This window comes from Methanonatronarchaeum sp. AMET-Sl, assembly GCF_029854155.1.
Lineage (GTDB): Archaea > Halobacteriota > Methanonatronarchaeia > Methanonatronarchaeales > Methanonatronarchaeaceae > Methanonatronarchaeum.
In genome coordinates this window covers 962384-983661 of the sequence record NZ_CP122958.1, presented here as the reverse complement: position 1 = coordinate 983661, position 21278 = coordinate 962384, and the positions used below count along the sequence as shown (strand labels likewise).

Here is a 21278-nt window from a genome sequence, read left to right as displayed (position 1 = left end):
ATGTGGTCCTAGATCCATATTCAAGCTAATTTGTCGTTTATATTGGTTAGGTTTGTTGTTCGGGTTCTGTTTTAGGTTCTTCTTCTGTTTCGATTCCAACTATGTTTAATAGGCGGTTTTTAACGCTGTTTTTAACTAGGTCGTTTAATACTTCTTGGTTTTCTACTGCTCCATATATCTCTATAGGTATCTGGCCTCCAGCCATTCTTGTGTGGCCGCCGGCACTACCGATGTCTTGGAAGGCTCGTCTTAATATTTCTCCGATATCCACTCTCACGTCTTTATTTCTTGCTGAGATATGGATTGTGTTTTCAACTATTCCATATACTATTACGGTGGTTATTCCTTCTAGTTGTAGTAGGTAGTCTGCTGCTTGTATTAAGGCGTCTTTGTCTGTTGATTCTTTTATTCCTGACAGTAGGTATGAACCATATACTTCACGGTTTTTGATTGCATCTCCTAATATGTCTAGTGTTTCTGCGTCCATTGCCGGTGCTTCTAGTTCTTGTAGCCGGTCTCTATCTGCTAGGGTGTATAGGAAGTTTGCGGCGGTCATGTCGGATGGATTGACGTTTCTTTTGAATTCTAGTGTGTCTGTTCTTATTCCGAATAATAAGGCTGTTGCTAGTTCTTGATCTACGAATATATCGAGTTCTTGTAGGTATTTGGTCATTATTGTTGATGTTGATCCTACGTCTGTTCTTATGTCTATGAAATCTCCTTTGAGGTCAACATCGATGTCGTGGTGGTCTATAACTATGTTTACTTCTATGTCTTTTGGTAATGCGTTGTTTTGGCCTGGTATTGCGTTGTCAACTAAAGCTATTTTTTCGTATTTCTCGATTCCACCTACTTCTTCGAACCTGATTAAGTTTATGTCGAGTAGGTTTACGAACGCCCTGTTTTCTTGATGTCCAATCTCTCCACTATAAACGATGTCAGACTCTATATCTAGTTGTTGAGCGATTTTTTGCAATGCATAGCCAGCGGCTATCGAGTCGGGGTCTGGATTTGAATGTAAAAAAATGCCTAAACGGCCTTCCTGACCTATCTCTGTAATCACCTTCTTGAGTTTGCTTGTTTTTCTAACAACCTCCATTCTTTCAAGGTTTCTGATTGCGGCGTCACTTATAACCTTTGCAGGATGAAGAACTACATCAGCCCCAATCTCCTTCATTGTTTGTTTGTATACAGGGTCTACTGCTCTAACTATAATTAAGGAGTTTGGGTATCGGTTTTTAATCTGTTTCAATGCCTCTATGTTGGATTCGTGGTCTGAAGATAGGATGAGGAACTGTTGAACTTCACTTAAATCTAATTCTACTTCATCCATTTTTTTTATGTCTGCTTGAACTGCGTGATATCCCTTGTCACGTAGGTTTTCAACCTTATCTGAATCCAACTCCATAATCAAGAATTCTTCATTTTTTTTATAGAGATAGTCAGCGACAAAGGTCCCTGTGCTTCCACAACCTAGAACTGCGTACTTGACATCCTCCGGTTTCTCCGGACTTTCCTTTTCTTCAGACATAGAAACCAATCTCTTTAAACTGTTTTTTGCTTAATGCGACATAAACGATCTACAGGTTCTTGAGAACCTAACTCATCAATATCTAGGTGTTTTTTAGAGGCCTTGAACAACTCTTCTCCTTTTTCTGACCTAATTATAACGGTTGACCATCCCTTTGGTGAACCTACCGAACCAACGCTTATGTCGGCATATCTTGATTCAAAGTCGGTGCACTCCCTACATACGGGCCGTATACAATGGTCTATCTCTGACAACTTTAAAGCAGATTCTTGTTCACCAGCTTTATAATTGAATTTACCTTTATTTATACCGATTTTCTTGATATCACAGGCTTTACACTCTGCTTTATCTGTAATCAAATCAAAAAGCAATTCATGTTGAAAGTTCTTCATGCAGAAAACACCGATAAAATACTTGATGTTCCCTATACCTCTCTCGTCAAGTAGTCTCGCAGCCTCAATCTGACAGGGTGTTCCAACCACGGCTACATCCCCATGTTCCGAAGCCTCACTAACCTTAGATAATATTGGTGCAGAACCAAACTTCGTACCAGCAGAATCTAAAACCTCCCCTGGTTCAGTAACAACAAGTGGAATCGGTTTCCAATCACTTGTCTGGCCAACAACAACAGCAGAGTCAACCAACCCACTATTCAATAAAGAAATCAATATAGATGTAACCGCCCCACCATCCTGACTTCTCTCAATAACATCCATTTTCTGACTACGGACAACAAAACCCTTTTTTCTATCAAACTCATCGACTCCAAGGCTCTTCAAATTGTTTATCGCCGGACATACATCACTACATAAACCACATTCAATACATTCACCAACAAGCTCTGGACCCCGCTCAACCTCAATAACACCTGGTTTACATGCAGCAACACAAGCACCACATATACGGCATAAACCGCTTTCAACCACCTCCTTTCTAAGCCAACTAAAACTCACAGTTACCACTTCTCTTCATGAACAAACTTCTCCAACGGATATCTCTTCGGAGGATTTGGATCAACATCCGGATGGCCAATCGGCAACATTGAAACAGGCCTGACACCACTAGGTAACCCAAGAACCTCACTAACCCTCTCTTCATCAAACGCACCAATCCAACAACTCCCCAAACCTAATGCATGAACAGTTAACAACATATTCTGTACAGCTGCAGTAGCATCCTGTATCGAATATAGGTTATATCCACGGTCACCATACTTCTCACTAGCGCGCTCCATATTAGCACATACAACTATTACTACAGGTGCGTCAAAAATGAACTGTTGTTCAGCAGCCTTCACTAACTCACGCTTAACCTCACCGTCACGAACAACAACATAATCCCGCGACTGAAGGTTGCCTGCAGAAGGAGCCCAAACACCCGCCTTAAGAACCTTAACAACCTCCTCATCACCAACACTCTGGTCCTTAAACTTCCTAACACTCCTCCTAGACCGAATAACATCAAACAAATCTAATGAAACTTCCACGTCAGACAAATCCATAAATCAATCACCAATTAAATATTGAATACAAAAACATCAAAACATCACTAACTATTTAAGGTATTTGTCCTCCAGATAAATGTTTTTACCCTACCCCACACACAACCCAACCACCACACCACCCCAAACCACACCTTAAACCCAACTACAAAAAAACTCAACTACAAAAAAACCAAAAAAGCGAAGTCTATTTGTTTCAAGATTAAACATAATGTTCCCACAGTGATACCTACATCCCTTCTGAAGAGCGGGAAGTCTTAGACCTGAATTAAGAAAAAAATCTAAAACAAAGTAAGATAAAAAGTAAGATAGAGCCATAAACCAAGAAACATTGGAGATAAATCAAATAGCTCTATCTCTTTTTCTAACCATCACCATACATTAAACCTCTTATACCTCTTTATTAGATTTTATTCACGTATTAAGGTGTTTTGGTTTTTTAATGCCTTTAGATCTCTGTTTCAAGGTCTTTAACTTAAATTTATTTAGATTAAATTTGGTGGGTGGTTGGGGTTATTCGTTTTATGGTTTTATTCGGTTGAAGATTTTGGCGAAAAAACCGTTCGATTTTTCTTGTGGACCCATCACCATCAGGACGGTTCCATTGCTATGGCTACCTATTTTTTCTGGTAATGGCCCGAACAAAGTATTTAGATTGGTTTTAGAAGGTCTAATAGCTCCGACGCAAATAAAATCATATCCTTCAATCTCCTCTAAAAGCCGTTTAGTTCTGTCGGATCCAACAATAACGGATATTTCAAAGGATTCTTCTAGGCCTCCTTCTTCAGACATGCGTTTAATTAATTTTCGGCCGGTTCTCTTAACTCCATATACCTCATCACTTGACATTCCACCATCGATTTCTTGAAAATTAATTAAAGTCAAGTCACCATCCAATTGATCCCTAATTTGTTTTCCACGTTTAACGGTAAATGGAGTGTTGGTTCCCTCACCAACCAAACATGCAATAGAGCTATTGGGTGAATCACCATCCTTGACAACTGTAACTTCACAAAAAGCTCCACGTACAACAGGATCAATCTTCGAACCAAGAACATACTCTTTTTTAGAAACCTCTCCATCCCAACCAACAACCAAGTGATCAGCATCTTCTTCATCTAAAACACGTAAAATCGACCTACCTACATCACGCCCTACAATAGCTCTAGTTCTAATCGCAAGTTCACTTGAAACACCTAACTCCTTAATAAGTTTCTCAGCCTGATCTAAAATAGATTTCTGTATCTCAAGGCCTTTAGATCCAGCATCAATACTCTGCGATAAAGAGATTTGAGGCGGAACCTCAACAACATTAACAACAACCAACTCACCACGTCCCTCACTACAAGCTATAGCACTCGCTATCTTTAATAAACAGAACTCAGTTTCCGGATTCCTGACAGCTACAACAACTCTAAAAACATCATTATCTGAAATAATACACAACCCCCTACTAAACAAACCCTATAAATAGAGATATCTACTGCCACAACAAAACATTTACCTATAAAATCAAATCCTTTATTTAGAGATAAAATAGTTCTACAGTTCTAAAGAAGGTTTTTTTGGTTGTTTTTCTGGATTGATAGGTTTATAATTTTTTTTAGAATGTTTTATAGGTTTATAGGTTAATTTATTGGTATGCGATTAACTACAGTTGATAGTTTTCCAGATCAAGAGATTGTTGAGGATTTAGGGGTTGTTCGTGGTAATACGATTAGAGCTAGAAATATAGGCAGAGATATCACTCAGGGGTTAAGGAATTTGGTTGGTGGTGAGTTGAAGGCGTATACTGAGTTGTATACAGAGGCTCGTGAAGAAGCTGTTGACAGGATGGTCGAGGATGCTGAAAAACTGGATGCTGATGCAATTGTTAACATCCGGTTTATGACTTCTATGATAGCTAGCGCTGGAGCTGAAATACTCGCATACGGAACAGCCGTTAAATTAAAAAACAAAAAATAACCAAGTAAAACGAATACAAAATTTTATTCTGCTCAGGCCTTAACCCCTTTTTTGGGGGTTTGTTTTTCTGGTTTTTTTGTTTTTAGTTTTTTATTTGTAGAGTGGTGTGTCTTGTATGTAGTTTTTGTTTGTTTTTAATGCTATTTCGGCTTTGTAGAGTTCTTTGCTTAGGTATGCGGTGTGTTGTGGGGTTATTGTTTGTGTTTCTGTTATTTTGTTTATTATTGTTTCTGAGTTTTCTCCAGTTATAGTTGTTTGGGGTTTTTTGGTTTTGCAGTTGTAGTATGTTGCGTATAATTGGTTTGTTTCTCTGTCGATTCCGATTTGATAGCATCCTTCACAGTTTTCGGTTTGTTTGGTTTGTTTGGTTTGTTTGGTTTGTTTGGTTTTTATTATGTTTTTGGCTTTTGTTGGCGGGAATTCTTTACGTTTTTTTGTTTTGTGTTTTATTAGGGTGGGTCCGAGGTCTTTTGGGGTGGTTCCACGGATTTTTGCTAGTAAATTCATTTGGGTTGCTGTTTTGAGTTCTTTTGTGGAGCCATGTGTTTTTAGGCTTGCTTCTGTTGTTAGTAGTAGGTTTATATCTAGTTCTGTTGCGATTGATGCCATTAAGGCGTTTATTCCATGGCTGTCGGTGTCTATTAACTCGGTGACGTTTCCTACACCCATTAGGAGTGGTGTTGTTTTGTCTTTTTTTCGAAAATCTATGTATCTTTTTAGAGATTTTATGAGGCCTTGGTTTGGTGGGTCTAGTATTGGGTCGGCGATTGGTTTTGCTCCAAGTTTTTTTAGTTTATCTATGTTTTCATGTATTTCTCGTGGTTTTTCTGGGTTTCCTATCACTACGATGTTTTGGTTTTCTAGTTTTTTGCCTAACTGGTTTATTAATTTTTTATCAACACTTAAGATTAGGTCTACATTGGATTCTATCGCTGTTTCGATGTGTTCAGGGTTCATTGTGTCTATGCTTACTGGATATAGTTCTTTAATTGTGTTTATGGCTTTTTGGATTTCTTTGGTTGTAGCGTTGTGATGGACTCCAATATCGATTATGTCGGCTCCATCTTTGATATGTCTACTGGCTTGTTGTCTTAGTTCTGTTGAGTTTTTCTTTGTTGCGTCAACTATTTCGGTTATGATTTTAATAGTTGTGTCTCCACCGATTTCAATATCCCGTATATTCATTACTGGGTTTGTTTCGCCTAATATCTCTTTTAGAGATTCTGTTGAGATCTCATCGATATCGATTATTTCATCAGCAGGTTTTTCAGGATCAAGTTTACCGATATTTTGACTAGTTATCTCTGTTATATCGTATGCATTTCTAGGGCCCTTAACTACATTATTGAAAACTGAATAGTCATGTGGACTCATTCCAGAAACAACTACCCAATCATATAGAGAATTATCGATTTTTTGTTCAATCAATTTGGGTGTGGTAAAAGCAGCTATATCTATCGGTAATTTAACTATATCTACATCAAGTCCTTTATCTCTTAATTCATTGGCCTGTTCTTTCAAGACGTTGTAGGCTTTTTTTCCAGTAATAAACAAAATTGAGGCCATTTCAGATATAAGCTCCATACCCCATTGTTTAGATAAACATCATTAATATAAACATTATTAGAGTTAGTAATGCTATAATTAATAATAAAACAGCGATGATGATTGGTGCTAAAAATAGAGTTATTATCGCTATTATTAGTCCTTTAAGAACTGGATAATCTTTTTCTTTATTCTTGGCGTCACGATAGACTAAGTAACCCAGTAAAACTGATAGTAATATGATCGAGACTGTTAGTAATGTCACTATTATAGTGGGTATCGTGATTATCATCTTATTTATCTCCCTCTACCATTAAATTGGGGTTTTGTATTTATCTATATCTAAAAATGGTTTTTAAAGTGGTTTTTATTTCCATTTTTCTGGATTTGAGATTTCTTCTGTTGTTCTCTCGATTTCTAATTTCTTTATGGGTTTAGCACCCTCTTGTATCGCTTTTTCAACTGAAAAACTATCTTTCATCAAGAATATGTTGTAGTCTTGAATCATTCGTTGGGAAACCGAGTTTTTGAGTATAGTAGCGTGTTTCGTATACCTCTCTTTTCCAACGCAATATGGAGTTAAATCAAACACAACTTGAGGGCGATAGTAATGCTCATTCAATATATCGAGAACCTGTTTTTTATCGGGTTCTTTAAACTCGAAACGATATTTATTTCGGTTATAGAAATCACTAAGTTTGGAAAACAATTCACTTTGATCGAAATATTGTTTAAAAACGTATTTATTGGCTAACTTAAAAACAACCAGTTTTTTTGGGTCAACGTCAAAATCGGACATCAAGATAACTTTTTTTTATAAATGAATAATACTTACCACACCAAACCGACATAATTCTATTAAACTAAATGACAATCCCCTCTCTGCCTAGAGAGAAAATGAGCTCTAGGCCTGCTTTAAGATAGATGATTATCAAACTATAGTGGAAAAAGGTTTATGGTTTTGGTTTTGTGGAGGTTATTGGTTCATTAGTTTTTATTGAGTTGAGTTATAGGTAGGTTGTTGGGGAGGGAGAGGGGTTTTTGTTGGGTGTTTTTTTGGTTGGGTGGTTGAGGTTGTTTGTTTTGTTTGTTAGATTAGGTCTAGGTTTTTTAGTACTTTTTTCAGTTTTTCTCGGCTTCCGTTTTCCATATTGACCATTGGGCTTCTTAGTTCTCCGGAGGCTAGTCCCATTAGTTTTGCGCCTGTTTTGACTGGTATGGGGTTTGTTTCTATGAAGAGTGTTCTGAATAATGGTGAGAGTTCGTAATGGAGTTTCTGGGCTTTGGGTATGTTGTTGTTTTCCATTGCTTTAACCATCATTGAGACTCTTTTTGGAGTTAGGTTGGCTGCGACTGAGACTACTCCTTTTCCTCCTAATGACATTATTGGTAGTGTCATAGAGTCATCTCCTGATAGTACTTTGAAGTTTTTTGTTGTTTTTTCGATAACTTCACTGACTTGATTTATATCTCCACTTGCTTCTTTGATTCCAATTATGTTTTTTTCTTTAGATAGTGTTGCTACTGTTTCAGGTTTTATGTTTGTTCCTGTTCGGCTTGGAACGTTGTATATAACTATTGGTATGTTGACGGTGTTTGCTAGTTCACGGTAATGTTCTATAAGGCCTGCTTGTGTTGGTGTGTTGTAGTATGGAGTTATGACCATCGCTATATCTACTCCGATATCTTCTGCATATCCAGTTAATTCGATTGCTTCGCGAGTTGAGTTGGATCCGGTGCCGGCCATAACCGGTACACGACCTCCTGAAGCTTCTACGGCGAGTTCGATAACCCGTTTATGTTCGCTGTATGAAAGTGTAGCGGATTCACCTGTGGTTCCACAGGGAACAAGACCTGAAACACCGTTATCTATTACATAATCAATGTTGCTTTTAAAGCCTTTAACATCAATTTCATCATTTTCGTTAAAAGGAGTTATTAAAGCCGGATATACGCCTCTTAATTCCATATTAAATACAACCCATAGATTTTTTATTCTTAGTTATCTCTAACGACATTAATTAGAGGTTTTACCTTTTAACCATTTTCCCTCTTAAAAAAAATAATATCGATGTAAAGGTGGGGATGGTTTTTTAGTTAGGGTTTTTAGTTAGAAATAAGGTTGCTTTAAAACCGATATTTGTGTTACAACCAATTTCTTTGGTTTGGTTGTTTATGTTGTATCGGTTTTTTCTGGATAATAAAGTTATCCAGTTTTTATGTGTTTTCTTCGTCGACTTTGTTTTCTTCGTTGACTGTGTTTTGGCTGTTTTTCTTTGTTATTATTCCTGCTATTCTGTTTCTCAGTCTTTTGCTTTGGACGTTTGTTAGTTCGTCAACCATCTCTTTGTTTTTTTCAAAGTTGTCTGAAAATTTTTCGCCATGGTACTTAATCAGTTCTTCTCCAATACTTCGTATAAATTTTGGTCTACTTCTACCCAATATTTCACCGGCCTTTTGTTTTTTGTTGTATTTAGTCGCGCAGTCCATTAAGATTTACGTGTTTTGTTTGTTTTTTGGTTAGGAAAAGTTTATTGGTTGTTTTGTTTTTGTTTTTGTTTTTGTTTTTGGTTTGTTAGTTTTTGTGTTATTTTGTTTTTGTTGTTGGTTTGTATTGTTATTGTTTTTTTGTTTTGGTTGTGTCCTTTTTTTATTGATATTTTGTTTTGGTTTATTTTTAGTGTGTTTGAGAGGTATTTGATTAGTTCTTTGTTGGCTTTGGATTTTTTTGGTGGTTGGTTTATGTTTATTTTGATTCTTTGGCGCCATTTGTTGTATCCTGTTATCTTGGTTTGGTTGGCGTTTGGGTTGGCGTTTATTTTGATTTCTATGTGGTTTTTGTTTTTTTGTATGGCGTCTTCCATTTTTGATCAAAAAAATTGGTTGGTTGGGGATGTTTCTATCCCCCTTGGTTTTTTTATTTGTCTAGTTCGAATGTTTCGGCGTTTCGGTCTGCGATTGCTTGGATTTCTTTGATTCTTTTTTCGCCGTTGTCTTTTTTGAATAGGTGTTTGAATCGTTTTTGTTTTTCGAGGTATCTTTCTACGGGTTTGCGGTCTTTTATTTTTCTTATGTTGGTTATTTGGCCGTCTTCCATTTGGTATACTGGCCATAATGCGGTTTCTACTGCTAGTCGTGCTATTTCTATTGTGTCTCTTTCTTTGAAGCCCCAGCCAGTTGGGCATGGGACGTGGATTTGGACGTATGATGGACCGTCTAGTTCGCTTGCTTTTTTGACTTTTTCTACTACGTCTTTTGGGTATGCTATGCTTGCTGATGCTACGTATCCTACTCCGTGTGCTGCTGCGATTGCGAGTGCGTCTTTTTTTGTGTTTTCGTTTCCGTAGGATTGTTTTCCTGGTGGGCTGGTGGTTGTGCTTGCTGCTAGGGGTGTTGCTCCTGATCTCTGGATTCCTGTGTTCATGTATGCTTCGTTGTCGTAGCAGATGTAGGTTACGTCGTGGCCTCTTTCGAACATTCCGCTTAGGCCTCTCATTCCTATGTCGACGGTTGCTCCGTCTCCTCCTTGGGCGATTACTTTTGTTTTGTTGTCGCCTTTGGCTTTTAGTGCTGCTTCTATTCCTGCTGCTACTGAGGCTGAGTTTTCGAATAATGAGTGTATCCAGGGTATTTCCCATGAGCTTTCTGGGTAGGGGGTGCTTATGACTTCTAGACATCCTGTGGCGCAGGTTGCTATTGAGTCTTGTTCGACTCCTTTCATTGCTAGTCGGGCTCCTAATGCGAGTCCGCATCCTGCGCAGGCTCTATGGCCTGATACGAAGTCTTCTTGTTCTCTTAGTTTTGTCATTTTATTTTTCCTCCTTTAGGTCTACAAACCTGACTTCTCGTGTTTGTGGGGAGTTTAGGTTTTCTTTTGTTTGTTTTACTATGTTTTTGATTGATTGTCTTGGTATGTCTCTTCCTCCAAGGCCGATTATGTAGTTTGTCATTTGGGGTTGTGTTTCGGCTTGGTATAATGTGTCTTTCATTTCTGTGTATAGTGCTCCTTTTTTGCCGAGGGTTATGTTTTTGTCTAGTACTGCTACTGCTTTGGTGTTTTGTAGTGCGTCTCTTAGTTCTTGGTCTGGGAATGGTCTGAATGCTTTTATTTTGATTGCTCCGACTTGTTTTCCATCTTCTCTTAGTTCGTCGACTGCTTCTTTGATTGTTCCCATTATTGATCCAAGGCTGACTATGATTATTTCGGCGTCTTCGGTTTTGTATTCTTCTATTAGGCTGTGTTGTTTTCGTCCGAATTTTTCTTCGAATTCTTTGAATATGTCTGGCATTATGTCTCTGGCGTTTTCCATTGCTTGGTATTGTTCGTGTCGTATTTCCATGTAGTCTGATGGGAATCCGACTGTTCCTAGTGTTACTGGGTTTTGGGGGTCTAGTTTTACTTCTGGGTCGAATTCGGGTAGGAATTCCTGTACTTCTTCTTTTTTTGGTATGGAGACTGGTTCGTATGTGTGTGTTAGTATGAATCCGTCCATGCATACCATTGCTGGTAGCATTACGTCTTGGTTTTCGGCTATTTTGTATGCTTGTATTGTCATGTCTAGTGCTTCTTGGTTGTCTTCGGCGTATAGTTGTATCCAGCCTGCGTCTCTGACTCCCATGCTGTCGGAGTGGTCGTTCCATATGTTTATTGGTGCTCCCATTGCTCTGTTGGCTACGGACATGACTATTGGTAGTCTTAGTCCGGATGCGTTGTAGAGGACTTCGCTCATTAGCATGAGTCCTTGGCTTGCTGTTGCTGTGAATGTTCGGGCTCCTGCTGCGCTTGATCCTACGCTTGCGCTCATTGCGGAGAACTCGCTTTCAACACGCATGTACTCGCTTTTTAGGTCGCCGTCTGCGACGAACTGGCTTATTTTTTCCACTATGTGGGTTTGTGGTGTTATTGGGTATGCTGATACTACGTCTGGTGCGCACAATCTTACTGCGTGTGCAACAGCGTGTGAACCTTCCATAACTCTTCTTTCAACCATAAATGATTCCTCAATGTTTTTTGTTATTTTTCATCTAACTCCATTTCGATGGCTTCTACTGGGCATTCTTCTGCGCATATGCCACATCCTTTGCAGTAGTCAAGGTCTGTATCGAATATTATGTCGCCATCGTACTCGGTTTCTATTTTGCATGAGTCTGGACAGTATTCCCAGCATTTTTCACAGCCTATGCAGGCTTCTTTATCGAGAATTGGTTTGTATGTTCTCCAGGTACCGGTTTTGTATTTTTTTGTGGTTCCTGGTTCTGCTTTTCCAGCGAAATCTACCATTTTTTATTCCTCCATTTTCTCTTTGGCTTTATCCATAACTAAAGCGTTTTTCTCGCCTATTTCTCCTGGGAACCTTGCTTTAACTCGGTTTTTCATTGCTTCGATGCTTACTATGCCTGTTGCTCCTGAAAAGGCTCCTAGTAACGCTGTGTTCATGATGGGTTTCCCAAGTATGTCGAGAGCTAGTTTTGTTGCGTCTATAGTTACGACTTCGGCTTGTGTGTTGAGGTCAAGTTGGTCAGGGTTTCTGGATGTGTTTATTATTATCATTCCACCATCCAGTATTCCCTTAGTTACGTCTATTGTTCCGATGAGTGTTGGGTCTTGAACTATGACGTGTGAGGGCTCGTAGATCTGGCTTCGGATTCTGATTGGTTCATCATCTATTCTTGCAAATGCTTTCACGGGGGCTCCCCGTCTTTCCACACCGAAAGCTGGAAATGCCTGTGCCTCTAATCCGTCTTCAAACGCTGACTCCGAAAGCAGTTCGGCGGCAGTAACGGAGCCTTGTCCACCCCTTCCATGTATCCTAATCTCTTTCATCAACTCACTTCCTAATTATTTATTCAATTTTAACTCATTCCCAAAACTCGAAGTTTATGGGACACACAACATAATAATGTATACATTAATAATTATAAATCATGATAAATATATCGTACAAACCCCCAGAAACCCCAAAAACAATGGTACGTAAATAAACCAGAAACACAAAAATGTTAAATGCAACTCATTAATTTATAAGTAAACTGGATACATATAATCAAACTACATACACCCCATTTATTTTGGTTAATAGTTCTTGGATTTGTGGAATAAAAATGAATAGATTTAAGAGATGGTCAAATGGATTTGAATCACTTTTTTCAGAAAACGGTGAAGATAAAGATGACTACCCTAAACTGAATGAAGTGAACGATTTAGCAAAAGAGATAGGGCTTTTAAAGGGAAAAATTGATTTCGATCCATCTCTTCAAAATCTACATTACAACTCAATTCGTTGGTTTGAAGACATGGATATAGTTGACGGTTATTGGAACACAACCGATACATACTGGCTAGACCCAGGGTTTTCACGATGCATAATATACAAAGACGTAGAGGATATGCAAAGCCAATACGTAGTTGTAGAGCCAGAACTAACAGAAAGAGAAAAAGAACTGCTCCAAATTATATATAAAAGACTTAAAGACCGTATACTGAAAGATGAGATTATCGGAGACAAAAAAGAAATATTACATAACAACCTAATCGAAGTCTGCCGCCGCATAGACCAAGAAATCGATAACAAGAGTTTCTTAAAAATACATTATTACATCAAAAACCAAGTTTTCGGTTTTGACGTAATAGAGCCATTAATGAAAGATAGGTATCTAGAAGATATATCCTGTAACGGTGTAAACATACCGATCTACGTCTACCACCAACGACACGGAAACCTAAAAACCAACATAAAGATAGGTGAGGAAAAACTTGAAAAACTCGTTATGACAATCGCTCAAAGAAGCGATCGACAAATTAATTTCGCAAGCCCAACCGCAGAAGCAACACTCCCCGATGGAAGTCGAGCCCAACTAAGCCTTGGAAAAGAAGTCACATTACGAGGAAGTACATTTACAATAAGAAAATTCCCAGAAGAACCGATAACACCAACAGACCTGGTAGCATGGGAAACACTCTCACCAGAAATACTTGCATACCTATGGCTACTTTCAGAAAACGGTAAAAACATAATGGTAGTCGGTGGAACAGCTACAGGTAAAACAACCACACTAAACGCAATAACACTCTTCATACCAACAAACTCAAAAGTAGTCACAATAGAAGACACACACGAAATAAGACTACCATTCGAAAACTGGGTTCCATCTATAACAAAAACATCACAAAACAAAGACGTCAAAGAAATAGGTATGTACGACCTACTTAGAAGCTCGCTCCGACAACGACCCGAATACATAATCGTAGGAGAAGTAAGGGGAGAAGAAGCCGTATCACTATTCCAAGCAATGTCAACAGGACACACATCATTCTCAACACTACACGCCTCAAGCGTTCATAGAGCCATCAGAAGACTTGAAAACCCCCCAATAAGCGTACCAAAAAACATGATCCCCGCTCTCGACATAATAATGGTCCAATCACTAGTCAAACAAGAAGACAAAAAATATAGAAGAGTAATCGAGATACAAGAAATCGGAGAATACGACCCCGAAGCAGACGGAATCATGACAAACCTACTATACCGATGGGACACCTCAAGAAGAAAGTTCAAAAAAATGTCAAGACCAATAAACATAAAAAACATATCGGAAGAACAAGGAATCTCCTATGGAGAACTAGAAGAAGAACTAAAAATCCGAGAAAAAATAATCAAAAAAATGGTTGAAAAAGACATCCGCAGCTACAAACAAGTCGTCAAAACAATAAAAAAATACCAAAAAGACAAAGAAGGCCTACTAAAAGACCTAGAAATAAAAAAACCAACCAATTAGATAGAAAATGAAACTAAAGAAAGTATTAAAGATAGTATTAAATCGTTATAAACAGTTTCTCTCCAAACATATAGATCATGATGAGCTCTCTTTACAACTAAAATCTGCTCGACTATCCATAACTCCAGAAAAACTGGTTACAACCGCATTTCTATCAACAACAATAATCCTTCTAATTGGAATAATAGGTTCTCTATTTTTATTAACCGATATCTATATCGTAGTTGGAATCATAACAACAGCTTTATTAGGCCTGATAACTGGGTTATTTATTTTATATTATCCTAAATTATTGATAGACGGACGTAAACGCCGTATAAACATTAATATGGGTAGTGCGGTCACATTCATGTACGCATTATCCAAAGGCGGTATGGATATAGAAGACATATTCAGGCGTCTAGCTATGCATGAAGAGGCGTATGGTGAGATCAGTAAGGAAGCAAAGTTGATCACTACTGAAATGGATTTTTTCTCGAAAGACATACAAGAAGCAATAAAAGAATGCATTCAGGTAACACCGTCACAAAAATTTAAGGATTTTCTCACAGACATGCTTCCGGTTATTAGGGCTGGAGGCGACCTACCTAACTATCTAGAAAATAAATCAAAGGAATATTTAAAAGACTCTCTTGAAGAACAGAAAACATACATCACTTTCTTAGGATATATTTCAGAGGCATATGTAGCTGGTTTTGTAGCAGGTCCCTTAGTTATTATACTTGGAGTCGTGATATTAGGACTGAGTTTCGGTGCGTTCCCAGTTGAATTAACCTATTCGATATACCTATTACTGCCGTTGGGTGGTTTTTTCTTCATTATTTTATTAAAAACAGTTGCTCCTGAAAAAGAAAAATCGATTAGAGAAGAGGATTACGATAAATTTACACAGAAATTTGAGGGAATGAACCAAAACAATTTAAAAGGTGAAGTTGGATTTAAAACAAGTCTAAGAGATAAAATAGATAAAACCGGCTGGGCTTTACGGTCTGAACCAATTAAAACTCTATACTTCTCAATCCCTCTATCACTATTGTATCTAACATACGTTTTAGCTATAAACGGTTTTTACTATTTTGTTCAAACTATCGAGCTTCAAGCGGTATTAATCGCTTTGTTTTTATTCTTACCTATGTCTATTTTTTATGAATTAGAGGCAAGGCGGCGCCAAAAAATTGAATCTCAATTCCCGGATTTATTAAGAATGTTTAGTAGTCTTAATAGAACGGGTATGTCTCTTAAAGCAACAATTAAACAGATTTCTGAAGTCCCAGGTATTATCGGTCGAGAGGTCAGTCGGGTGCGCCGTGGTATTGAATGGAACCTTAGCGTTAGAGAGGCTTTAGCCAGGTTTGCATTCCGAATGAAAAACAAAGAGGTTTTAAGGTCAATAATCCTTATTTTAGAGGGTACAAGAGCCCACAGTCAAGTTAGTACTGTTTTAAATGTTGCTACTGAAGATATAAACAACCGAAGAATTCTCAATCAAAGGCTAAGGAGAGATATAGTTCCTTATATAGCCTTAGTATGGCTTTCATTTCTAATATTTTTGTTCACAGCCGCAATTTTATCAACCCAATTTCTAGCGGAAATGCCTTTAGCTGAAGAGATGGAGGATGTTGGTCAAATAGAGTTTGGTTTCGATAAAGAAGAACTTGAAATGATGGAGACTTTAATATTTCATTCAGCTTTATTGATGGGTTTTGTATCTGGATTGGTTGCGGGTCAACTGTCAAAAGGAACAATGTACAGTGGAATCAAACACGCATTATTAATGTTATTAATTGGTTACATTATGTTCACATTCATCTTTTAACACCTCCCTTTTTTTAACATCCTCCCCGGACCTAAAGAAAAAGAGAGGACTTATTTTTCAGTCAAACTCTAACAAAAGTGACATCCTCACTCACCTAACCTACCGATTAGGAAGGTGTCTTCTCGGCAAAAGTAAATAAAAAATAGCTTAAAAAATGTTTTTTTAGACCTAAATCTGGAGGTAATGTGAACTATAGTTTTATCAAAAAATAAAATGGGGGTTTATTCTTGTTTTGGTTTGGTCAGTTTTTTTAGTTGTTTTTGTTTGGGGTCGTAGAGGCATTCGGGGTCTTCTGAGAAGAAGCTTCCGTTTTTGTGCCATGCTTTTTGTCTGCATCCGCCGCATAACTGTTTGTAGTTGCATTCTCCACATTTGCCTTCTAGTTTTTCTTCTTTTTGTCTTAGGTTACAGAGTATTTGGTTGGGGTTTTCGTTCCATATCTCGCTGAGTTTTTTGTCTCGTATGTTTCCGATTTTTTTGTGTGGTGCAAAGTGGCATGGGTTTATGTTTCCTAGATGGTCGATGTTTGCTACTTTTGCTCCTATTGAACAGCCTCCGGATAGTTGGAGTAGTTCTTTTATTTCGTTTATGCGTTCTTGGTCTACTCCTTCTTGTTTCATTTTTTCTAGTATGTATACTCCGTCCATTGGTGAGTCGGTTGTCAATATCTCTATATCTCTGTCTCTCAATTCGATTGCTTTGTTGTATAGGAATTCTAGTACTTGTTTTCTTTGTTTTAGTGTGATGTCCATGTCAATTATTTTCTGGCCTCTTCCGGTTGGTACTAGGTGGTATATGCAGAAACGATCTATGTCGTGTTTTAAGGCTAGGTCCAGTAGTTCTGGTACTTCTCTCCAGTTTTTTTGGTGTAGTGTTAACCTAACTCCGGTTCTGATTCCTGTTTTTTTAGCGTTCTTTATTCCATTCAATGCTTTTTCGAAACTTCCTTCTATTCCTCGGAAGTTGTCGTGTGTTTCTTTTCTTGCTCCATCGAGACTTACTCCTACATACCGTATTCCTGCGTCCTTTAATTTACGGGCTTTCTCACTGGTTATTAATGTTCCGTTCGTGGATATAACGGTTCTAACGCCTTTCTCTTGTGCGTAGTAGGCTAGGTCGAAGAATTTATCACTTGCTAGTGGCTCTCCTCCTGTGAAGATTAACATCGGGACCTCCATCTTTGCTAGGTCATCGATGAGTTCTTTGCCTTCATTGAGAGAGAGTTCATCTGGATGTGGGTCTTTTGCATCGAGGTAGCAATGTCTGCAGTCTAGATTGCATTGCCGGGTTATGTTCCACATGACAACTGGCCTTAAATCACTTGAAAACCTAATTAGACTGTCATCTACGTCTTTAGATCTTTTGTATCGAGCTCTCATAGCTTCGTATACGGTTCCGTTGTCACTGAGTAGTTTTGAAAATACGATCATTCTTTTGCCTCGATGGTTTTATTTACTTCTTGAACCATTTCCTTGAATAAATAGTCCTTAGGAGATATTACGTCTCTAACCCCATATTCATTTAGTATGTTTTTTGTTGGCTCTCCGATCGCCGCTACATACATATTATTCATGTTTTCTACAGTTATTCTGTGTTTATCCATTTGTTTGGAAACCTGCATGTAGTTTTTAACCGTCATCTGGCTTGTGAAACCTATAATATCTATTTTATCTCTATTTATTTCTTTGATTAGTTGTTTTATTGGCTCTATATCCTGTGGCATTCCAACACTATATATTGATACGTCGTGGACGGTGGCGCCAGCATTCTCCAATCCCTGTGATAGTGCTGGACTACCTTTGTTGCTTCGAGCTATCTCGATATGCATGCCATCTACTTCTTCTTTAATCTGGTTTACGAGGCCTTCTGATGAATATTTACGTGGTATTTTCGATTCGACGCCTTGTTTTTTTAGGGCTTTCTGTGTTTTAGGGCCTATTGAGTAGACTATAACATTTTTTAGTTTTTGTTTGAATTTTTCTGGGTTTTTTAGGCCTTTGAAGAAATATTTAACGCCGTTCTGGCTTGTTAATATTAATATATCTGTTTTTCCGTTTTTTATGTTTTTTATGAGTTTTTGATATTCTTTGTTATGTTCGGGGTAAAGCTGGATTGTTGGGACTGCTTTAGGTTTGTATCCGTTTTGTTTTAATATTTTTTTAGATTTTTTTATTGATTGTTTTGGTCTTGTTATGGCGAATACCTTCATTTTTTCTCCTCATTATCAATTTGGAATAATTTAGATGCTTTTTCGATTAGTTCTTGGTCTCTTTCAACAGCGGCTTTTTTCAATGCTATTGTTGGGTCTGACAGGATTTTGTTTTTTATAGAACGTGTTAGGTCTTCTATTATCTCTTCATCACCGTTTTCTATAGACAGTTTATGTAGAGCTTTCTCCATCTCTTTCCTACGTATCTCATCAGCTCTTTCATGTAGTGTAGCTATCAAGTCATCTATACTTTTTTCCTCGTATTTACGTATTAGGAGGTCTAGTTCTCTCTTACATATTTGTTCGGCTTTTTCGGCCTCTCCTAACCGTTTTTCTCTGTTTTTTTCTGTAACAATTGTCAGGTCATCTATGTCGAATAGGTTGACGTTGGGTATTTCACCGACTTCTTTGTCTACGTCCCGTGGGTTTGATATGTCTATTATGATTAATTCGTTTCCATTAACGCCTTCTATGTCTTCTTGATTTATTATTGGGTGTGGGGCTCCGGTTGCGGTGATAATTATATCGACGTGGGGTAGGTGTTTTGTGTATTGGTTGTATTTTATTGGTCTACCGTCAATCTTTTTTGACAGCCTTTCAGCACGTTCATATGTCCTGTTAGCAACTGTAACTCCACCTAAGTTGTGTTCGTTTAGTGATTTAGCTACAAGGGTTGCCATCTCACCTGCACCGATGATTAAAACCTTTTTATCTGTGAGGTCGTTGAGTATTTCTTCCGCTAGGTCGACTGCGGCAGAACCAACGGATACGCAGCCTTCATTTATTTTGGTTTTGTTTCTAACAGCCTTACCAACGTTAATAGATTTTTCAAAAGCAATTGAGAGGTTTTCTTGAACTGCATCGCATTTCCTTGATTCTTCATAGGTTTCGCTTAATTGACCAAGTATCTGGTCTTCTCCGATAACCATTGATTCCAGTCCTGACGCTAGACGGAGCATGTGGTGTAATAGTTTTTTTCCTGCATAGAAACGGACATATTTATCAACATCTATCTCTGTCTGGTTTTCTATGTAATTCAGTAGTATTTGCCTGCCTTCTTGTAGTGAGTCAGGAACTATGTATATCTCTACTCGGTGGCAGGTTTGTAGGACGGCGCATTCATTGACGCCTTCATAGGAGAGTATTTGACGAACTACCTCCTCAGTTTCACCTATTCTAATACACTCAAGTTGATCTATATCTGCCCATTTATGGGTAACCAGGAGGCCTAGTACATTAACCATTTCTCTCTCCTATAATTTCTCTACTCTTCTTAACTGCTTTTTGGTAAAAATTCTTTCGTAATAAATCCCATATTTCTTCAGACTCAAGTATTTCCCATAATATTTCTCGTCTAAGGCCTTGGTTTTCAATTTCTTGTTTTAATATTTCACGCATCTCTTCTTGAAGCTTAACCATCAACCCATATTCAGGGCCTAACTCGTTTTCAAGTTTTTTACGTAGATATTTACAGAAGGCTGGACTACGGCCATAACTGGATATGGCTAATAGATATTCGTCTTGTATAGTGGATGGGATTATTACGTCTCCAAGTTCTCCGTCAACTTGGTTTACTAAAATATTTTTTCTTCTAGCCTTCTTCGTTATTATTTCATTGAGTTTTTCGTTATCTGTTGCTGGAATAACGAGAAAGGCGTTTTTTATGTATTTATCTATTTTTGGTTTCGTTATCTTTGTTTTTTCTGTGGTTATATCTAGTTCTCTGAATTCTGGATGGAATCTTTCACTAACTACTATTAAATCTGCTTCTTTGAAGTATTTGGATTTTCTGAGGCCTACCGAGCCTCCGCCGAAGATGACTATTTTTTTGTTTTTTAATGAGAGAATTATGGGTTTCATTTTTATTTTGGTATTTTTACGCCGGTTTTTTTGAATTCGCGTGTGCTGTATATTAATTCATATTTTTCTAGCCCTATTTCTCTGCTTATTTTTTTGGCTATCTTGGTTGTTTCTTTTTTTGTTTCTCCGTGTATCATTGTGAATAGGTTGTAGTTCCAGTCTTTTTTTCTTGGTCTTTCGTAGCAATGTGATACTTCTTCGTATTCTGTCATCTTTTTTCCTATTCTGTCTACATCGTAGTTTGGGACGTCCCAAACTATCATTGCGTTGTAGTTTTTTCCGGCTTTATAGTGGTTTATAGATGCTCCGAATCTCCTTATTTTTCCTTGGTCTATTAGGTTATTTGTTATTTTTAGTAGTTCGTCTGTGTCGATGTTTATTGAGTTGGCGATTTCTTTGTATGGTTGGTTTGTTATTGGTATTCCGTCTTGAAGTGCATATAGAACTTTTTTTTCTTTTGGGGTTAGGTCTAGTTTTTTCAATTATAATCCACCTTGGTTAGATTATGTTTTGGGTTTTTATTTATCTGTGAATGAGAATGATACGCCTATTTTGTACATTTTTATTGATGGTAGTTCGATGATCTCTTTTATTCCTGTTTTTTGTTTTATTTCTTTTATTATTTCGTCGATTTTTTGTCTTGATGTTGTTGAGAGTGTGAACCATAGGTTGTATTGATGGTTTCTTTGGTAGTTGTGTGAGACTTCTATGTATTGGTTTATTGTTTTGGCTGTTTCTTCTATTTGGTTTTCTGGGACTTTCATTGCGACTAATGTGCCTGTTAGGCCGATTTTGCGTGAATCTATTATTGGGGAGATTCGCCGTATATATCCTTTTTGTTTTAGTTTCTGGACTCTTTTTATGACTTCTTGGGGCTCTGTATTGAGGTCTTTAGCTATTTTGTGGAATGGTTTTTTTGTGACTGGGAAATTGTGTTGGAGTTTTTCAAGTAATTTTTTATCTAGTTTATCCATCGTAATATTGATTTTAATTGTCGCTGTAAAAAATTTCCTATCTAGCGGGAGTTTTTCCTATGTAGCGGGAGTTTTATTTCTAGGAGTTATTGATTTCTTTT

Annotated in this window: 23 protein-coding genes; 3 read left to right on the top strand and 20 right to left on the bottom strand. The window is 37.7% G+C overall.

Going from position 1 to position 21278, the window contains the following annotated elements:
* Positions 1–46: 46 nt before the first annotated feature.
* From QEN48_RS04975 to QEN48_RS04960, 4 genes are all read right to left on the bottom strand, one after another.
* The gene (locus QEN48_RS04975; protein WP_280107798.1) at positions 47–1531 is read right to left on the bottom strand and encodes a DHH family phosphoesterase; all 1485 of its coding nucleotides are present in this window, start codon (positions 1529–1531) and stop codon (positions 47–49) included.
* 14 nt (positions 1532–1545) lie between these two features.
* Entirely contained in the window at positions 1546–2484 is a 939-nt protein-coding gene (locus QEN48_RS04970; RefSeq protein WP_280107797.1) for a Coenzyme F420 hydrogenase/dehydrogenase, beta subunit C-terminal domain, read from the bottom strand.
* Positions 2485–2486: 2 nt separating this feature from the next.
* A complete protein-coding gene (locus QEN48_RS04965) occupies positions 2487–3032 on the bottom strand; it encodes a nitroreductase family protein (protein ID WP_280107796.1) in 546 nt (181 codons plus the stop codon).
* 522 nt (positions 3033–3554) lie between these two features.
* The gene (locus tag QEN48_RS04960) at positions 3555–4478 is read right to left on the bottom strand and encodes a universal stress protein (RefSeq protein ID WP_280107795.1); all 924 of its coding nucleotides are present in this window, start codon (positions 4476–4478) and stop codon (positions 3555–3557) included.
* 195 nt (positions 4479–4673) lie between these two features.
* On the opposite strand from QEN48_RS04960, the gene QEN48_RS04955 reads away from it, so the two are divergent.
* Positions 4674–4997, top strand: coding sequence for a YbjQ family protein (locus tag QEN48_RS04955; RefSeq protein WP_280107794.1), 324 nt, complete (start codon positions 4674–4676; stop codon positions 4995–4997).
* 90 nt (positions 4998–5087) lie between these two features.
* Here the strand turns inward: QEN48_RS04955 and QEN48_RS04950 are convergent, their stop codons facing one another.
* From QEN48_RS04950 to QEN48_RS04905, 10 genes are all read right to left on the bottom strand, one after another.
* Positions 5088–6581, bottom strand: coding sequence for a dihydropteroate synthase-like protein (locus QEN48_RS04950; protein ID WP_280107793.1), 1494 nt, complete (start codon positions 6579–6581; stop codon positions 5088–5090).
* A gap of 10 nt (positions 6582–6591) precedes the next feature.
* A complete protein-coding gene (locus tag QEN48_RS04945; RefSeq protein WP_280107792.1) occupies positions 6592–6834 on the bottom strand; it encodes a hypothetical protein in 243 nt (80 codons plus the stop codon).
* A 75-nt stretch (positions 6835–6909) separates the two neighbouring features.
* A complete protein-coding gene (locus tag QEN48_RS04940; protein ID WP_280107791.1) occupies positions 6910–7341 on the bottom strand; it encodes a hypothetical protein in 432 nt (143 codons plus the stop codon).
* A 291-nt stretch (positions 7342–7632) separates the two neighbouring features.
* Complete coding sequence (dapA, locus tag QEN48_RS04935) at positions 7633–8511, bottom strand: 4-hydroxy-tetrahydrodipicolinate synthase (protein ID WP_280107790.1); 879 nt, start codon at positions 8509–8511, stop codon at positions 7633–7635.
* A gap of 248 nt (positions 8512–8759) precedes the next feature.
* Positions 8760–9032, bottom strand: a complete 273-nt coding sequence (locus QEN48_RS04930; RefSeq protein WP_280107789.1) for a 30S ribosomal protein S17e — start codon at positions 9030–9032, stop codon at positions 8760–8762.
* Positions 9033–9073: 41 nt separating this feature from the next.
* The gene (locus QEN48_RS04925; RefSeq protein WP_280107788.1) at positions 9074–9406 is read right to left on the bottom strand and encodes a DUF167 domain-containing protein; all 333 of its coding nucleotides are present in this window, start codon (positions 9404–9406) and stop codon (positions 9074–9076) included.
* A 53-nt stretch (positions 9407–9459) separates the two neighbouring features.
* Positions 9460–10350, bottom strand: coding sequence for a thiamine pyrophosphate-dependent enzyme (locus tag QEN48_RS04920; protein ID WP_280107787.1), 891 nt, complete (start codon positions 10348–10350; stop codon positions 9460–9462).
* A gap of 1 nt (position 10351) precedes the next feature.
* Positions 10352–11533 carry a pyruvate synthase subunit PorA gene (gene porA / locus QEN48_RS04915; RefSeq protein WP_280107786.1) on the bottom strand — a complete coding sequence of 394 codons (1182 nt, stop codon included), beginning with the start codon at positions 11531–11533 and terminating at the stop codon, positions 10352–10354.
* 23 nt (positions 11534–11556) lie between these two features.
* The gene (locus tag QEN48_RS04910; protein ID WP_280107785.1) at positions 11557–11823 is read right to left on the bottom strand and encodes a 4Fe-4S dicluster-binding protein; all 267 of its coding nucleotides are present in this window, start codon (positions 11821–11823) and stop codon (positions 11557–11559) included.
* Positions 11824–11826: 3 nt separating this feature from the next.
* Positions 11827–12366 carry a pyruvate ferredoxin oxidoreductase subunit gamma gene (locus QEN48_RS04905; protein ID WP_280107784.1) on the bottom strand — a complete coding sequence of 180 codons (540 nt, stop codon included), beginning with the start codon at positions 12364–12366 and terminating at the stop codon, positions 11827–11829.
* A 278-nt stretch (positions 12367–12644) separates the two neighbouring features.
* Between QEN48_RS04905 and QEN48_RS04900 the strand changes: the two genes are divergently transcribed.
* The gene (locus tag QEN48_RS04900) at positions 12645–14318 is read left to right on the top strand and encodes a type II/IV secretion system ATPase subunit (protein WP_280107783.1); all 1674 of its coding nucleotides are present in this window, start codon (positions 12645–12647) and stop codon (positions 14316–14318) included.
* Positions 14319–14325: 7 nt separating this feature from the next.
* On the top strand, positions 14326–16134 hold the full coding sequence (locus QEN48_RS04895) for a type II secretion system F family protein (RefSeq protein ID WP_280107782.1): 1809 nt from the start codon (positions 14326–14328) through the stop codon (positions 16132–16134).
* 221 nt (positions 16135–16355) lie between these two features.
* Here the strand turns inward: QEN48_RS04895 and QEN48_RS04890 are convergent, their stop codons facing one another.
* From QEN48_RS04890 to QEN48_RS04865, 6 genes are read right to left on the bottom strand one after another with little or no spacing between them, the layout of a single operon-like run.
* Positions 16356–17564 (bottom strand): radical SAM protein, encoded by a 1209-nt coding sequence (locus QEN48_RS04890; protein WP_280107781.1) that lies wholly within the window; start codon positions 17562–17564, stop codon positions 16356–16358.
* Positions 17561–18343 (bottom strand): uroporphyrinogen-III synthase, encoded by a 783-nt coding sequence (locus QEN48_RS04885; protein ID WP_280107780.1) that lies wholly within the window; start codon positions 18341–18343, stop codon positions 17561–17563. Before QEN48_RS04885 ends, QEN48_RS04890 begins: the two co-directional genes overlap by 4 nt.
* A complete protein-coding gene (hemA, locus tag QEN48_RS04880) occupies positions 18340–19587 on the bottom strand; it encodes a glutamyl-tRNA reductase (RefSeq protein WP_280107779.1) in 1248 nt (415 codons plus the stop codon). Before hemA ends, QEN48_RS04885 begins: the two co-directional genes overlap by 4 nt.
* A complete protein-coding gene (locus tag QEN48_RS04875) occupies positions 19580–20203 on the bottom strand; it encodes a bifunctional precorrin-2 dehydrogenase/sirohydrochlorin ferrochelatase (RefSeq protein ID WP_280107778.1) in 624 nt (207 codons plus the stop codon). Before QEN48_RS04875 ends, hemA begins: the two co-directional genes overlap by 8 nt.
* A 2-nt stretch (positions 20204–20205) precedes the next feature.
* Positions 20206–20685, bottom strand: a complete 480-nt coding sequence (locus tag QEN48_RS04870; protein WP_280107777.1) for a hypothetical protein — start codon at positions 20683–20685, stop codon at positions 20206–20208.
* Positions 20686–20721: 36 nt separating this feature from the next.
* On the bottom strand, positions 20722–21177 hold the full coding sequence (locus QEN48_RS04865; protein ID WP_280107776.1) for an AsnC family transcriptional regulator: 456 nt from the start codon (positions 21175–21177) through the stop codon (positions 20722–20724).
* Positions 21178–21278: the final 101 nt, after the last annotated feature.